Annotated in this window: 12 protein-coding genes and 1 tRNA gene; 4 read left to right on the forward strand and 9 right to left on the reverse strand. The window is 52.9% G+C overall.

What is annotated here, in order from left to right:
- Positions 1-35: 35 nt before the first annotated feature.
- The 4 genes from H8S80_RS25670 to H8S80_RS25685 form a co-directional block, all read right to left on the reverse strand.
- Positions 36-108: transfer RNA gene (locus H8S80_RS25670), tRNA-Ala, on the reverse strand.
- A 158-nt stretch (positions 109-266) separates the two neighbouring features.
- Complete coding sequence (gene murA, locus H8S80_RS25675; RefSeq protein WP_002605048.1) at positions 267-1,559, reverse strand: UDP-N-acetylglucosamine 1-carboxyvinyltransferase; 1,293 nt, start codon at positions 1,557-1,559, stop codon at positions 267-269.
- 108 nt (positions 1,560-1,667) lie between these two features.
- Positions 1,668-4,145: a hypothetical protein gene (locus tag H8S80_RS25680; RefSeq protein WP_117633485.1), complete on the reverse strand. Its 2,478-nt coding sequence runs from the start codon at positions 4,143-4,145 to the stop codon at positions 1,668-1,670.
- Positions 4,146-4,270: 125 nt separating this feature from the next.
- On the reverse strand, positions 4,271-4,525 hold the full coding sequence (locus tag H8S80_RS25685) for a helix-turn-helix domain-containing protein (RefSeq protein WP_002605050.1): 255 nt from the start codon (positions 4,523-4,525) through the stop codon (positions 4,271-4,273).
- A 159-nt stretch (positions 4,526-4,684) separates the two neighbouring features.
- Here H8S80_RS25685 and H8S80_RS25690 point away from each other — a divergent pair, with 159 nt between their 5' ends.
- Positions 4,685-4,888 carry a hypothetical protein gene (locus H8S80_RS25690; RefSeq protein ID WP_002605051.1) on the forward strand — a complete coding sequence of 68 codons (204 nt, stop codon included), beginning with the start codon at positions 4,685-4,687 and terminating at the stop codon, positions 4,886-4,888.
- Between the two features lie 186 nt (positions 4,889-5,074).
- Positions 5,075-5,947, forward strand: coding sequence for a GNAT family N-acetyltransferase (locus H8S80_RS25695; RefSeq protein ID WP_181988053.1), 873 nt, complete (start codon positions 5,075-5,077; stop codon positions 5,945-5,947).
- Here the strand turns inward: H8S80_RS25695 and H8S80_RS35175 are convergent.
- Positions 5,919-6,206: a disulfide bond formation protein B gene (locus H8S80_RS35175; protein ID WP_181988057.1), complete on the reverse strand. Its 288-nt coding sequence runs from the start codon at positions 6,204-6,206 to the stop codon at positions 5,919-5,921. The genes H8S80_RS25695 and H8S80_RS35175 overlap by 29 nt on opposite strands.
- A gap of 25 nt (positions 6,207-6,231) precedes the next feature.
- Between H8S80_RS35175 and H8S80_RS25705 the strand changes: the two genes are divergently transcribed.
- Both H8S80_RS25705 and H8S80_RS25710 read left to right on the forward strand, forming a co-directional pair.
- Positions 6,232-6,945, forward strand: coding sequence for a hypothetical protein (locus H8S80_RS25705; protein WP_187049077.1), 714 nt, complete (start codon positions 6,232-6,234; stop codon positions 6,943-6,945).
- A gap of 652 nt (positions 6,946-7,597) precedes the next feature.
- A complete protein-coding gene (locus H8S80_RS25710; protein ID WP_002605055.1) occupies positions 7,598-8,503 on the forward strand; it encodes a DUF2156 domain-containing protein in 906 nt (301 codons plus the stop codon).
- Positions 8,504-8,518: 15 nt separating this feature from the next.
- On the opposite strand, the gene H8S80_RS25715 is transcribed toward H8S80_RS25710, so the two are convergent.
- The 4 genes from H8S80_RS25715 to H8S80_RS25730 form a co-directional block, all read right to left on the reverse strand.
- Positions 8,519-9,907 carry a glycoside hydrolase family 5 protein gene (locus H8S80_RS25715; RefSeq protein WP_117633003.1) on the reverse strand — a complete coding sequence of 463 codons (1,389 nt, stop codon included), beginning with the start codon at positions 9,905-9,907 and terminating at the stop codon, positions 8,519-8,521.
- 112 nt (positions 9,908-10,019) lie between these two features.
- On the reverse strand, positions 10,020-11,555 hold the full coding sequence (locus H8S80_RS25720) for a sulfatase family protein (protein WP_117633004.1): 1,536 nt from the start codon (positions 11,553-11,555) through the stop codon (positions 10,020-10,022).
- A gap of 4 nt (positions 11,556-11,559) precedes the next feature.
- The gene (locus H8S80_RS25725) at positions 11,560-13,041 is read right to left on the reverse strand and encodes a sulfatase (RefSeq protein ID WP_117633005.1); all 1,482 of its coding nucleotides are present in this window, start codon (positions 13,039-13,041) and stop codon (positions 11,560-11,562) included.
- Between the two features lie 23 nt (positions 13,042-13,064).
- Positions 13,065-15,311, reverse strand: a complete 2,247-nt coding sequence (locus H8S80_RS25730) for a glycoside hydrolase family 3 N-terminal domain-containing protein (RefSeq protein ID WP_117633006.1) — start codon at positions 15,309-15,311, stop codon at positions 13,065-13,067.
- Positions 15,312-15,370: the final 59 nt, after the last annotated feature.

Raw genomic sequence — 15,370 nt, forward strand, 5'->3', positions numbered from 1 at the left:
AAATAAAAGGCCTGGTATCTACCAGACCTTTACCGTGGAGCATATGGGATTCGAACCCACGACCTTTCACATGCGAAGCGAACGCGCTCCCAGCTGCGCCAATGCCCCTTACCTTGCACAGTATAGCACGATTATCCAAATTTTGCAATCCTGTTTCTGCACGATTTTTATATCGATTCATAACAAGAGCGGCCGTATTGAAAATCAAATGATCTGTTTTCAACACAGCGCTCCTCCCTTTTTCCCTTACTGCTGGTCTAACTCACTCATCCGACCTTCAATTTGAATTTCTTCGCATCTTTTTCGGAATCCACTTTTTCAATCATCGCGCCGAGCCCCTGAAGCTTTTCTTCAAAGCACTCGTAACCACGCTGTATATATCCGATCTCTTCCACAATCGTATAGCCTTCCGCTGCAAGTCCCGCGATCACAAGCGCCGCTCCCGCACGCAGGTCAGGCGCGTTCACGGATGCTCCGGTAAGCTTCTTGACGCCGTCGATAACGGCTACGTTGCCTTCTACTTTTACGTTGCCGCCCATACGGGACAGCTCATCTACGTAGCGGAAACGATTCTCAAAGATACTTTCGGTTACAACACTGGCGCCTTCCGCAAGCGCAAGTGTCACCGTCATCTGCGGCTGCATATCGGTCGGAAATCCCGGATACGGCAGTGTCTTGATATCGGTATGTCTCTGAAGTGTCTTGCCTACCACGCGCACCGCGTCGTCAAACTCCACCACTTCACAGCCCATCTCAAGAAGCTTGGCTGAAATAGCCTCCAAATGCTTCGGTATCACATTCTTTACGGTAACGTCACCGCGGGTAATCGCCGCAGCGCACATAAAGGTGCCCGCCTCGATCTGGTCCGGAATAATGGAATACTCCGTGCCGTGAAGCTTTCTTACACCCTTGATACGGATGGTATCCGTACCGGCGCCCTTGATATTGGCTCCCATACTGTTTAAGAAGTTCGCCACGTCAACCACATGTGGTTCCTTCGCCACATTCTCCAATATGGTCTGTCCTTCTGCAAGGGTTGCCGCCATCATGATATTAATGGTCGCACCCACAGAGACCACATCCAGATAGATATGGCTGGCAACTAAATCGATGGCATGCGCAATCACCGCGCCGCGCTCGATCTTCACTTCCGCACCTAACGCACGAAAGCCCTTTAAATGCTGGTCGATCGGCCTGCTGCCGATGTTGCAGCCGCCCGGCAGCGGTACCTGAGCGCTCTTATACTTGCCCAGCATAGCCCCGATAAAATAATAAGAGGCTCTGATTTTACGGATATATTCGTCATCCACGGAAACTTCGTGGATGTACTTCCCATTAATACGGACGGTATGTCTGTCAATACGCTCAACATCAGCTCCGATTTCCTCGATGGCTTCCAGTAATACATTGATATCCCTGACGTCAGGAAGATTCTCGATAACAACGTCTTCATCCGTCATGATGGAAGCAGCAAGAATACCCAGGGCAGCATTCTTGGCTCCGCCGATGGTTACTTCTCCAGCCAGCGGATTGCCGCCTTTCATAATATATTGTTCCATTCCACACCTCTGATTATGATCTAATCTATTACAAATTTATTAAGTTTTTCTTTTGTGTCTTTAATGATTATAACATATCCTGCGGATTTGTAAAGAGAACGCACTTTCTTATTCCGTAAAAACGCCGCAGACGAAGTCATTTCCGACATTTGAAAAATACTGAGAGGCGTCGTTTAAGCCCATTTTACGGGCTTCCTTTGTCGTCGGATTGTAAATGGTTACATTGTACTGATCGTATCCGCTGATCAGCTCGTAACCGCCGTTTTCCGTATAGACGGCCACCGGACAGCCCTTGCTGATAAAGTACAGAACCTGATTTAAAATACAGCCGCGGGCATCCAGCATCAGGATTCCGTCATCGTAATGCATGCTTCCGCTGAATTCGTCCATATGGCGGATCAGCAGGGCTCCCTTGTTCTCCGGATCCTTGATGCTGCGGGCTGGCGAACGGTTTACACGGTTCCAGACGATCTCCTGGTTTTTGTCCGTCACCACGCCCATCTTATCGTATGCCAGATTCAGCGCCTCCGTAAAGCTCCGGCTGCTTCCCAGATAATGGCCGGCGCCATAGGCATAAAACAGGCTTTCCGATGGCCCCGCATTTGACTTTAACTCCACCACCTCGGCGGACTCATACGCCATCTTCTTCGGTACGGAAACCTTCACGTCGTGAGACGCAGCCTCCTTATCGAGCTGCACAAAATACAGCTTTCTCCGGTCTTCAGATGCGTACCAGCCGATCCCCTTTAACGGATCTTCCTTCAGCTCCTCATTGCAGACAATTATATCATCTTTTAATTTCGTATAGGACTGGTCTCCGGTCCCCGCGATCTTCGTCAGACGAATCCGGTTCTCCTCTACCTCCACATCGGCAATATACGTATCGGGATACTCATACTGGTTGACGATCGCTCCCATATCATCCATGATCTCCAGGCGGTACATGGGGGCATCCTTCACGCGTCCGTTTTCAATCCACATATCGCCTTCCCGCGCCAGTCCATAGATGAAATCATCACCGACGAAGCCCAGAGGCCGGCAGAGACTGCCGTCTTCCCCGGTAATCTCCTTCTTGCTTCCCGTGTCTAAGTCCATCAGATGGATCACCCTGGAGCCGTAGGGATCACTACCCTCCTGCCATGCGAAACGCCGTTCGCTTCTGCTTACCGCGAAGCTTCCATCCGTCAGGGAATCTGCCAGAACCATGTATTCGTTGCTGTTTAAATCGATGCCGTAGACGGCGTGGTCCGCCATCATATACAGCATACCGTTGCTTCCCAGATGAGCCAGCTTATCGATGTCATCCTTCAGCATCTCAAAGGACTGGGTCACGGGCGTAAAGAATTTCTCTTTGATGGCGTTCTCGTCGCTGCTGTACTGGTACATGGCGATTCCCATGGCCCCCTCATGAATCCCCCGGTTCATATATCCGTAAACGATAAAATTCACATCGCCGTTATCGCCGATGGACAGAATCCTGATATCGTGCTGGTCGTAGCCATTACGGATCTCATCTTCGTCGCCGCTGCGGAAAGAGAAGATCTTGACTGCCTTCTCGGAGGACTGGTCATAGGACCACAAGTCTCTGTTGACCACATATGCAATATGGCGTCCATCCGGGCTCGCTTCCGTCCGGACTTCACTGTCATTCATGATCCCCAGCATAATACGCTTGCCGGAAAACAGATCGCGCTGTCCGGAAAAAACCTGGTTGGTATTTCGCTCAAAATCCATCAGATAAATGCGCTTGCTGTCCCACTTCATGGTGAAATCATCTTCCACCTCGTAGAGCTCGTTGATTCCGTTTTCCGCGGTCCTCGTCAACTGGTAATCCAGGCGGACAGTACACATAATTCCGTCTAAATCCTTCAGCGTCACACGGATATCCCCAACAGGCTTCACGTCCAGGCCGGCCCAGGTAAGCTGGGAAAAGCTGGATCGTATGGTCACATGACCCAGAGAGCTGTTGTCCTCCGTCGCATTTGTCTCCAGATACGTCGTCAGCTCTCTCGCCTGATCGTAGTCAAAGGTCTTCGTGGTGAAGTTTACGGCGAAATCTATCATATCCTTGACATTCTCATTGTCCGTCCACAGAATACGGGTGTAATAGCGGACCTCGCCCTGTTCCGCCGTGTCCAGAGAGAGAATCAGCAAATACTCCCTGTCCTTGGACAGAAGATTCTGAATAGGAAGCACAGCCGTCGTCTTCCCATCCGCCGTATCCCATTCAGTCAGGCTTGTGCGCTCCACGAGGCGCTCCAGATTCAGACTTCTCACCTCGTAACTGATGCCGCGTATGCTGCCGCCAAAGTCCGCGATCCGGATATTTAACGCGCGGTCAGACGGAAGGACGGTAAGCGAATCTCTCGCCACCGCCTGCTTCATATCCTGCGTATAACCGTGCAGAAAATTAACGTCTCTCCCGAACATGGTGGCCGAGACCACCGGAAGAGCCGCCTCATCCATGGCAGTATAAACAATGGAGTCAGGTTTTTCCGTTCTTTTCTGATTCCACACAAAGTAGATTGCGATCGCCGCAATAAATATAATAAATAGTATTCCTATCTTTTTCCCTAATCGTTTCATGTCAGACTTCCTCTATTTTCCCTATGTTTCCCTTTTATTCTATACAATATCCAACAAAACTACAACTTAAAACTTTATTAACCTGCAGCCGGGAAGGGGGATAAAGCCGGCATTCTCCGAAAATATCAGGATTTTCTTTGATCCGGAATCGGTACAAAGAACTCGCTGTAGTCAGCTCCGAATATTCGTTTTAACGCCATCATTTCCGTGGCACGGATATTCGCCAGGCCGACTTCGATTTTCGCATAATTTCCCCTTGTTATATTGCACTCCATCAGCTGCAGCCGCGCCACAGTCTGTTCCTGTGTAAGCCCCGCCCGTTTCCGTAATTTTCTGATATTATAACCGATTACAATATCCTGTTTAATCTTCTGCTCCATCCAGTTTTGCTCCTTATAACGAACATTTTCAATTGATTCTATCGTATCCAGGTTCTATAATTGCTCTATATACGGAGCATTATTCATTTACTGTTTTAATCCAGTCATATTTTGTCCGTTTATGTAATATATTAGTGATATAGAAAGGATTGATACGGCATGATAAGAAAAAACACAGGGGAACTCACACCAAAAGAGGAAAGGGAGCTGCTGCAGGAATTTGAATGTGTGGACAGGTATTGTGACACGGTGATGCCGCCTGCTCCAAAAGGTGAATTCGAAAAAATAATTGCGGAGATGAAAAAAAGGAACATTGTTCCACAAATCAGGGAGGAATTAAGAAAAAAATTGGGAAGATGGTGAAATCTGCAGCGGATGGCCATTTTACATTCCATATACATAAAATATTTGACATCACATGATCCGGATTCTATACTATAAGTCTGAAAGCCGCAGCAAAAAACTGACTCTGGTTTCTGAAGCGCGGTTGATAACAACGAGTTAATCCGGCGCATGTGCCATTGTGCTGCACTGCGCGGAAAGGATGGGATGATGACTGACCGTTATGTACTGGACAAGTCTGTGAGGACAAACGACGCGGTTCGGGCGTCCTACAATGAACTGACGGCGAAAACATTCGGATTTACGTTTGAAGAATGGTACCGCCAGGGGTTCTGGACTGACAAAAATGTCCCTTACGCGCTGCGCGACGGGACGAAAGTGATATCAAATGTATCCGTCAACCCCATGGATATCCTGTGGAATGGGGAAATGCGGAGGTATGTGCAGCTGGGGACTGTCATGACGGATCCGGAATACCGGGGCAGAGGGCTGGCGCGTATTCTGATCAGTGAGATTTTAAAAGACTGGAGGGACCGGTGCGATGCCATGTTTCTCTTTGCCAATGACTCCGTTCTGGACTTCTATCCCAGATTTGGCTTTATCAGGGAATCCACGTATCAGTTCCGCCGGCCGGTGATTCCCAATCCCGGCGGCATGAGAAGGCTGAATATGGAATGCGGTGCCGACAGGGAACTGCTTCGTTCCTGCTATTTGAAATCCAATCCTTTTTCACAGCTGACAGTCGTAAACAATTTTGAGCTTCTAATGTTTTATTCTATCAGTTTTATGAAAAACTGTATATTTTATTTGAAAAAATTTGATGCGGTTATAATAGCCGAGTATGAAGATACGGTAATGACGTGTTACGATATCTTCTGCGATCCCCATCAGGAACTGGATGCCATTCTCTCCGCGGCGGCAAAAGAAGACACTGCATTTGCAGATCTGGGCTTTTCGCCAGTATCCGGGGACACCTGCGTTCCCTCGGAAGAAAAGGGGGACACACTCTTTTTGCTGAAGGGGAAAGAGAATATATGGAAGGGAAGGCAGCTCACCTTTCCGCACCTGTTTCACACTTAGAGCATGTTTGAACATTGCTTTCCGCCAGAGACGTGACAGCGGCGGAAATAACAGCGACAATGACGGCGGCAACGGCGGCGGCAACGGCGGCGGCAACAGCGGCGGCAACGGCGGCGGCAACGGCGGCGGCAACGGCGGCGGCAACGGCAGCAGATCTACGATCAGCTTCGCAGACGTAACACGGAATAAGGCCCGGGATATCCTGTAATAAAAGGAAATCCCGGGCCTTATCCCATATCCTGCTGCCGTAATCCCTGATCCGTTATCCAAGGTCAGTCCAGGAGGTGACTCTTTCAGAAAAGCGAAGCTTTAAAAACAGAACCCTGTACGGCACCGTCTGCGATGCATCTCATTCAAAAGCAGAATCTTTACAATATCATTCAGCCAGTTATTTCCCGGATTCTGAGGCGGGCGCGGCGGACGCGGCTGCGGCTGCGGACGTGGCGGCGGTCCCCATGGCGGCGGCCCCCACGGTGGCTGCGGCTGCGGCGGACGCGGTGGCTGCGGCGGACGTGGCGGCTGCGGTGGACGCGGCGGCTGCGGCGGGCGTGGCGGCTGTGGCGGGCGTGGCGGCTGCGGCGGACGTGGCGGCTGCGGTGGACGCGGTGGCTGCGGCGGACGCGGTGGCTGCGGCGGACGTGGCGGCTGCGGTGGACGCGGTGGCTGCGGCTGCGGCGGGCGTGGCGGCTGCGGCGGACGCGGTGGCTGCGGCGGGCGTGGCGGCTGCGGCGGGCGTGGCGGCTGCGGCCCGGGTGGCGGGCCCCACGGCGGTGGTCCCTGCGGCGGGCGCTGACCTGACGGTGGGCGCTGGCCTGACGGCGGGCCCCATGTCGTCGGAGTCTGCGGTACTACCTGCTGCATTCTCCAATCCGCATCCTGGGTATTCACGCTGTTTACCTCGTACACTTCTACTTCTTCCACTTCTTCTACCGTTTCCGCAGTCTCTTCTCCCGGCTGTTCCGATGTATTCTGCAGTCCAAGCTCTGCTCCGTTTATAATTCCGTCCTCCAGAATCTGGCGGCATACGGAATCGCACACCTGATTCACCATCAGGCGGTCCGGAAATTCATCATACAGCGGACTGTTTTTATAATCCAGACGATCGCAGGCTGCCATCACATATTCCTGAATCCGCTTCATATGTCCCGGATACATTCCCTGCAGATACTCTAAATCCTGTAACATATGTTCCCTCTGCATCTTCGGCAGATTCTCCATAGCGCTTCTGTCTCCGTACAGCATATACGGCTCCAGCACCTGGAAGTTATTCCCATAAGTATGCTCTAAATTATCCTGCACAGCGGTTATCACTCCCTGCTTCTTTCTATACATAACCATCTTATGCGCATTTTATCGGGATGTGATGGGAAAAAACGAATTTTTTCCTGTTGCTGCTCTGTTTGCCAGTATTTCCGCCCCAACGCCTCCTGGTATAACGTATCATAAGTCCTTGTGATACGTTATACCAGGACAGGCCAATCTGCCGTTCTGAATGATCTGCCATAAAAAAGCAGTGGATTTCATCGCACTTTTGTCATATAATGGCCTTTTGGAAAATCAGGCTGTCCACATAATTACAGAATGGCAAATGCCTTATCTGGAAATGATAGGAGAATAGCAAGAACATTGAACGATAAAGTGAGGAATTATATGGAACTGCAATTTAAAGATCTGGACTCCAGCGCGCTGAAAACGCTGGCACCCCTTTTTACCTTCAGAGAAAACAAGACCTGCGACAGCGTATTCTTAGGCCTTTTCCTCTGGAAAGATTACTATCAGGTACGCTATGCGGTCGGAGATGATAATACGATCTTCCTTCGTATTGCCGCGGACGGAAAGGAGTACGCGGCCCTTCCCATCTGTAAAGCGGCCTGCCTGCCCCATTCCTTCGACGTGCTGAAGGACTATTTTAACCAAACCCTGGGATTAAAGCTAAATATCTTCCTGGCCGACGAGGCCGCTGTCCGCCTCCTGAACCTGCCGGAGGACGAATTCGATGTCGAAGAGCTGGAGGATGCCCGTGACTACTTATATTCCGGAGATGCCCTTCGTTCTCTCGCCGGCCGAAAGCTGCACAAGAAGAAAAATCTGGTCAACTCCTTCGTCAGGACCTGGGAGGGACGCTTCGAATACCGCAGGCTGACCTGTGCGGACGGTGCCGAGATCAAGAGTTTTCTCGCACGCTGGGGTGTCGCCAGGGAAGAGCGCATGGAAGGCCAGCTGGAGCATGAGATTCTGGGCATCCATGAGATTCTGCGCTGCTGCTCTCTCCTCGATATCACAATGGCCGGAGTCTATATAGACGGTACTCTGGAGGCATTTACCATCGGCAGCTGCAATCCCCTGGAGCAGATGGCTGTCATACACATTGAGAAAGCCAATCCTGAGATAAAAGGCCTGTACCAGTTCATCAACCAGCAGTTTCTCATCCACGAATTTCCCGACGCCGTCCTGATAAACCGCGAGGATGATCTGGGTGATCCCGGCCTGAGGCAGGCAAAGCTGTCCTACTGCCCCGTAGACTTCGCCCGCAAATACAGAATCAGCCAGCGATAAATACCTCCGCAGAAGCTAAAGGGCATGTATGCGGCGGTCCGCCATCTCCGTTCCCCTCCCGCTCTCCTTAAGCGCTTTGGCGTAAACAGCCAAAAGCTTCTGATACTCTTTATAATAACCGCAGTTTTCAAACAGAAAAGAATCCGGCATACGACTGATTCTCTCCCAGCCCCAGGCCTGAAGCTGCGGTTTTAATAGCTGTTCCTTCTGAAGCGTATACAGAAGCGCGCGCTGGCGGAACTGGAGCCTGTATTTCAGCTCCTCATCGACCTCCCCCGGAAAGAGGGCACACATGGTCTCCACCAGAGACTTCCCCATCTCCATTTCCCTGTAATGGGTCCATTTTGTCCGCATTTCCACTGCAAAGCTCATCCATTCTGAGTCATCCCGCGGGTATACCAGCCCCATAAACTGCGCATCCTTATAGCACCATAAGGTCCAGGATACGCCATACCGGCAGAATAAGCCCAGCGTGTCCTCCACCATCTCCATCACATGCTCCAGGCTGTGCCCCGCAATATCGTACCCTGCCTCGCCGCAGAGCAGCGGACGGTTAAAGGGCAGCAGGCCGTCGAGCATGGTACGGAAACGCTGTTCAAACACCTTTTGCCTTTCGCCCCGCGGATAACCCGGATCACATAAGTCTGCCTCCCAAACGGTGGGATAGAAATGGAAGGTCAGCGCCGTCTGCTCATCTCTGATTTCCTTTAAACAGGAGAAATCCATGGCAAAGGAATCCCCCTCCAGGAAAATAATATGGTTCTCATCCACCTCGCGGACCGCAGCCGTCACCCTCTCATAAAACTGCTGAAGCTTTCCGTCCGCCGCCGGCATGAGAAACGGCTCGTTTAAAAGATCGTATCCCAGCAGATACGGCTCATCCCTGTAACGGGCGGCAATATCCCGCCACAGGGATATGATCTGCTGCTGAAATACATCGTAATGCCAGAACGCAGGCGTTCCCGTCTGATTATCAGAATGCCAGTCCGGATTCTGCCCGCCCGGAACGCTGTGCAGATCCGGAAGAAGATAGATCTCATACTTGCGGCAGAAGCCCAGCAGACGGTCAAAATAGCGAAATCCCTCTTCCTTCCGCAGCTCCATATTCTGATCATCCAGAAACAGTCTGTAGTTAAACGGCACGCGGATCAGGTTGATGCCGGTATCCTTCAAAAGCTTAAAGTCCTCCTCCGTACAGAAGGAGCAGACGAAATCATCAAAGAACCGGGCTGACCGAGCCGGTCCGAACACCTCTGTAAATGCTTCCTTCATCTGCTTTTCCGGCGTCGGGATTCCGAGCATAAAGTGTTCCAGATTCAGCCAGCTCCCGATGCCCAGCCCGGCGAACCGGATGCTCTGTCCCTGATAAATAAATTCATTTCCCTTTACTCTTACAAATTCCATGGTTCCTCCTCGGTTTTTACTTACCTGTTTCCTGTCTCCATCCAAATTCCAGCTTCTCCATCTCTTCCAGCAGCCGGTCTGTAAATTCCTGTCCGCCAGGCGTTAAAACGGTTTACGCAGCCTCCTTCACACGCATTTTTCTGACCCGTTCCCAGCTTTTGCTCTCTACCAGTCCTTCCGGAAGCAGTTCTTTCATCATTTCAGAGGTAAACGGATGGCAGACGAGGTCCTCCAGCACTGCCAGCGCCCCCAGAGAGATGGTGGTGTGGCCGAATGACGGCAGAATCACCGGTTCCCTCTCTCCGGCCTCCGCCATTCTCCGGATCAGCCTGGTTCTCATTTCCGCCCGCACGGCCTCGTGCCCTGGCGAGCAGACCAGATTCACGAGTTCAGCAGGGTCCTGTTCCAGATCGTATAGATACTCTTCCCGGTACGTGTCCGCTCCCGCGTCGAGCCATGGCTTCCTGTCGTACGCGCGGACGCTGTATTTCCAGCGTTCCGTCCGGATGCACCGTCCCACTTGGCTCTCGCTGATCTGCAGAAACACTTCATTCCGCCACGTCTCCCGCTTCTTCTCGTCCAACAGCGCCTGAATCGGACGGCCCTTCATGCCTTCCGGTACTGTCACCCCCGCCATGGTCAGAATCGTAGACGGCAGATCGATGAGGCTGACAAGCCCCCCTTCTCTCCTTCCGCCCAGAAATGCGGTGCCGGAGGCGTCTTTTCCGTATATCACCAGCGGAATATGAATGCTGCCATCATGGCAGGACCGCTTATATTCCACGGTCCTCGTCTTGAAATGGGATCCATGGTCGCTGGCATAAATAATGACCGTATCATCCTCAAGCCCCATTTCCTTCACACACGCCAGAACTCTCCCCAGATTGTAGTCCAGACGGCTGCAGCACCCCAGGTAATCGGGATACTGGGTCTGCCAGTCACTTCCCCAGTCTCCGGGCGCAAATGCCAGGTCTTTTGGCGCATTAAATCCTGCGAACCGTTCCTTCGAGCCTTCCGGCCCCTCAAAGCGCCGGTGGTCATTCTGATGGTGGGGTTCAATATGGGAGAGGAACAGGAAATACGGCTGATTCTTATCCCATGTCCTCATATAATCCAGGGCGAAACCGGTCACCCCGTCAGTCCGGTATCCCTCAAACTCCACCCGCCGGTTCTCCGCGTCAAATAGAAAGCCGCCGTAACCGTGTGAGGTGGCCTCCAGCACATCCGAGGCGACCCAGTAATCGTCATAGCCCCCCCGCCGCTCCTTTGGAACTCCCCGGCAGACGTATTCCACACCGGGCTCCAGCGGTTCATTGGAATCACCGCCGGTGGAGGCGAGATGCCATTTTCCCACGTATCCGGACCGGTATCCGGCTTTTTTTAAGTAGTGGGCCAGAGTCATTTCCCCCTGAGGCAGGGCGATGTTATTCCTGTAGCAGCCCAGTTCCGTGGCATACATCCCGGTCTGGAGACAGGCCCGCGCAGGGCCGCATACCGGCTGACAGGTGAAGGCATTTTCAAAGCAGACGCCCGCCTCTGCCAGTCTGTCCAGATTCGGGGTCACCGGCATACGCTGGCCGTAGCATCCGGCCGTATCCCAGCGCTGCTGGTCAGAAAAGAAAAAGATGATGTTGGGCTTTCTGTCCATTTCCTCAAATCCCCCTTTCCGACAGCCCGAGGCGCTCATACTGTTCCAACGGAGCCTGGGCCTCTTTCATTTCCGCGGCCAGCTTCCTGCACATGGCCGCCTCCAACTCTTCGTCCTCTATGGGATGCTCCTGGGCGTAGTCCTGCTCAAGATCGCAGAGGCAGGAGTCTCTTATAAAGCTTAAATCCCCCATACAGTCCGTTTCATTGTGAACCGGTATCCGGTAAACCGGGTATCTCGTATGGGGAAGAAAACGCCCCATCTCCATTTCCATCGCGTACTCTTCACCAAAGAACCGGCACAGCGTCGTCGGTACGGCACAGTACTGGTAACACGGCTTATTGTCCGGCCTCGCAGGCGCCCGGAAATACGTATAGCGGCCGTCGTATACATTGACCGCACGGCCGAACCAGCCATAGATTACCGCTTCCCGGGAAGGTGTGTGCCGGAGAATCATCTCTGACAAATCCCTTCCCTTTACGGTTTCCGGAACAGGAACAGCGTGGTGCTTCAATATTGTCGGCATCAGATCGATGTTCTGGGTCAGCTGTTTTCTATGCTCTCCGGCACATTCTCCTTGAGGCATTTTCACGAAGAGGGGGATGTGGGCCATCTCATTATACGCGTGCATATAATTTTTTCCGGTAAATCCGTGTTCTCCCAGCATATGACCGTGATCCGTGGTCAGGATCACCAGGGTATCCTCATACAGCCCATTTTCCTTCAGGGCATCGAGGAAACGGCCCAGCCACCGGTCCGCCATGGTCATGGTCGCCAGATAGCATTTCCGCAGATGGCATATGGCCTCCTCCGGTTCTGTGACAGGCGCATACCCCGGCCAGTTGAACTCCTTTCCGCTGTAATCATCCCCATACAGTTCATGGTAGGCGTCCGGTGCATCGAACGGTTCATGAGGGTCGAACGCCTCAACCATCAGAAAGAAATCATTCGCTCCCCGGTTCTCCTCGGCCCAGCGGCAGGCGGACAGGAAGGTGGCCGGAGTCGGATACGTCTCCTCCCCGCGCGCATATTCCTGCCGGTTTAAAAGATGCTGGACCGATTTGCGGCCGTAGGCCTGCGGCTCTCCGAATGGGGGATTCACCCTCGAAATCCAGGGATCATTCTCCTGGCCGCGGTGGTAGTCCCAGGTATCGAACAGGGAACAGTAGTTTTCCCCACCCAGTTCAAAGTAATGGGCGTGGTCCGTGGTAATGTGGGTATAGACTCCATGATTCCGCAGTTCTCCCTGAAGCGTCCGGTCGAAGGGCTCCATTCCTCCCCACCCGCGTTCCAGGAAATTCATGCGTCCGGTAAAAATATCCCGCCTGGCAGGCATACAGGGGGCGGAGGCAATAAAATGATTATCAAACCGGACTGCCTCCTTTGCAAATGCATCCATGCACGGCGTAATCCCCTCCGCATTCTCATCATAGGATTTTAGAAATCTTCTGTTTAATGTATCCATAAGGATCAATACGGTTCTCATGGTTTTCCACTGCCTCCTGCCTCTCAAGTATTTTCTGGTGCTTCCTGTTTTTTCAGCCAGAATGGCGCCGAATGCTCCGTCCTGCTGTCCGTTCCGATGAAGACGAGAAATGCACCCGCCTCGCTGTCCCATAATCCCGGTTTCTGAAAGAATTTCAGACGGTCTTCCCCGATGTAGAAAGCCACTTTTGCCTCCTCTCCCGGCTGCAGTGTGACGCGTTTCAAGCCCTTCAGCTGCTTCACCGGCCTCGCTGTGCTGCCGGTTACATCGCGGAGATAGAGCTGAACCGTCTCGGTTCCTTCCCGCTTCCCTGTATTTTTTATGGTCACAGACGCCTCGATCTCTTCCCCCGGCATCAGCTCGTCTTTGCTCAGATGGACCTCAGAAAGTTCCATGCTCGTATAGGTCAGTCCATACCCAAAAGAATACAGCGGATCGGCGGGTATGTCCTGATACCTGGAGACGTACCGTTCCGGCTTTCCCTTTCGGTAAGGCCGTCCCGTCATCAGGCTGTCATAATGAACCGGTACCTGCCCCACACAGTAAGGGAAGCTCATGGGAAGCTTTCCCGAGGGCGTTCTCGTTCCGGTCAGCACATCGATAATCGCCCGGCCGCCTTCCATACCTGGCATCCACACAGAAAGCACGGCTCTGGACCGCTCAGAAATAACGCGCAGATCGAGAGGCCGGCCGCTGAATATCACCGCCACCACATTGGGATTTACTTCGGAAACTGCGCGGAATAAGTCCTGCTGGATCTCTGGAATCTCAATAAATGCCCGGCTTGCGGCTTCCCCTGACTGAAAGCAGTGTTCGCCAAGGGGCATGACCACCACATCGGCTTCCTCTGCGGCCTTTCGCGCCTCCTCCCTCCAGCGGTCTGTCTCTTCCCGCGGCGCGCTGAAAGGTTTATACCGGTCAAAGCCCTCCAGCACCGTCCCCGGAGCCAGTACGGGACAGCCGGTATGGTACGTCACGGACCAGCCGGCCAGCGCTTCTTCCGCTGCCTGCCGTATGGTCTTTACCGCCCCGGTTTCGGCGCCTCCCGTAAAGGACCAGCTGCCCAGCATATCCTGAGAATCGGTGTAGGGACCGATAAATGCGATCTTTTGATTCGGGGAAAGCGGCAGGATGGCGTCCTCATTTTTAAGCAGTACGAAGGATTTCACCGCCGCTTCATACGCCAGCTTCCGGTGCTCTTCACAGAGAGACGTGCGGGCTTCCCTCGCCTCGTCGGCTCCGTGGAAGGGATCCTCAAACAGTCCCAGCCAGTTTTTAAGCTCCAGAACTCTCAGGACACTTTCGTCGAGAAGTGCCTCAGCCAGCGTTCCGTTTTTTACCAGTCCGGCCAGATACTCCGGATATACGCCGGACATCATATCGATATCGACTCCCGCTTCCAGCGCACGGCGCGCGGCATCCGCCCCGTCTTCAGAGACACCGTGAACCACCGTCTCTCCGATCGCCGCGTAATCCGAGATCAGTACGCCGTCAAATCCCATTTCACCGCGCAGAATATCCCGGAGCAGCGCCCTGTTTACGGTTGCGGGTATCCCGTTTACCGTCTGAAACGCGGTCATAGCCAATCTGCTTCCGGCCTTTACGGCGCTCTCATAGGCAGGCAGATAGAATTCATGAAATGTCTCCTCTGATAGCTCCATCGTCTGATATTCCCGCCCGCCTTCCGGCGCGCCGTATCCCGCGAAATGCTTGACGCAGGAGGCCAGAAAATCCGTTTCGCCCTGCTGCCTCTGATAGCCTTCCACCATTGCCTTCGCGTACAGGCTGTTTAGATACACGTCCTCACCCGTGGATTCCATCACGCGCCCCCATCTGGCGTCGCGCACCAGATCCACCATAGGGGAAAATGTCACATGGAGCCCGCCCGCCGCCCCCTCTTTCGCCGCCATGGCCGCACAGTCGCCCGCAAATTCCGGATCGAACATGGCGCCCTGTGCCAGCGGAATCGGATAGATGGTCTTATACCCATTGATAATATCCAGCATAAAAAGCAGGGGAATATGGTGCGGCTGCCGTTCCATATATGCGCTTTGAATCCTTTTTATATTGGCTGCTCCATAGACCCCCAGCACAGAACCGGCCAGATGGCTGTAGCTTTTCCTGATCCTGGCGGTCTCCTCCGCCTCCGGCCCTGTCTGCTCCAACGCTTCCATGCCGTCAAACCAGTCACCGGTTACCTGAAAGAGCTGTCCTGCTTTCTCCTCCAGGCTCATATCATTTAACAAATCTATCAGCTGTCTCTGCTCCATTTTCCTGTCCTCATCTCTATTATACTAAAGCGTGCAGCTGACTGAATTAGGGCTCAATA

This window comes from Hungatella sp. L36, assembly GCF_014288035.1.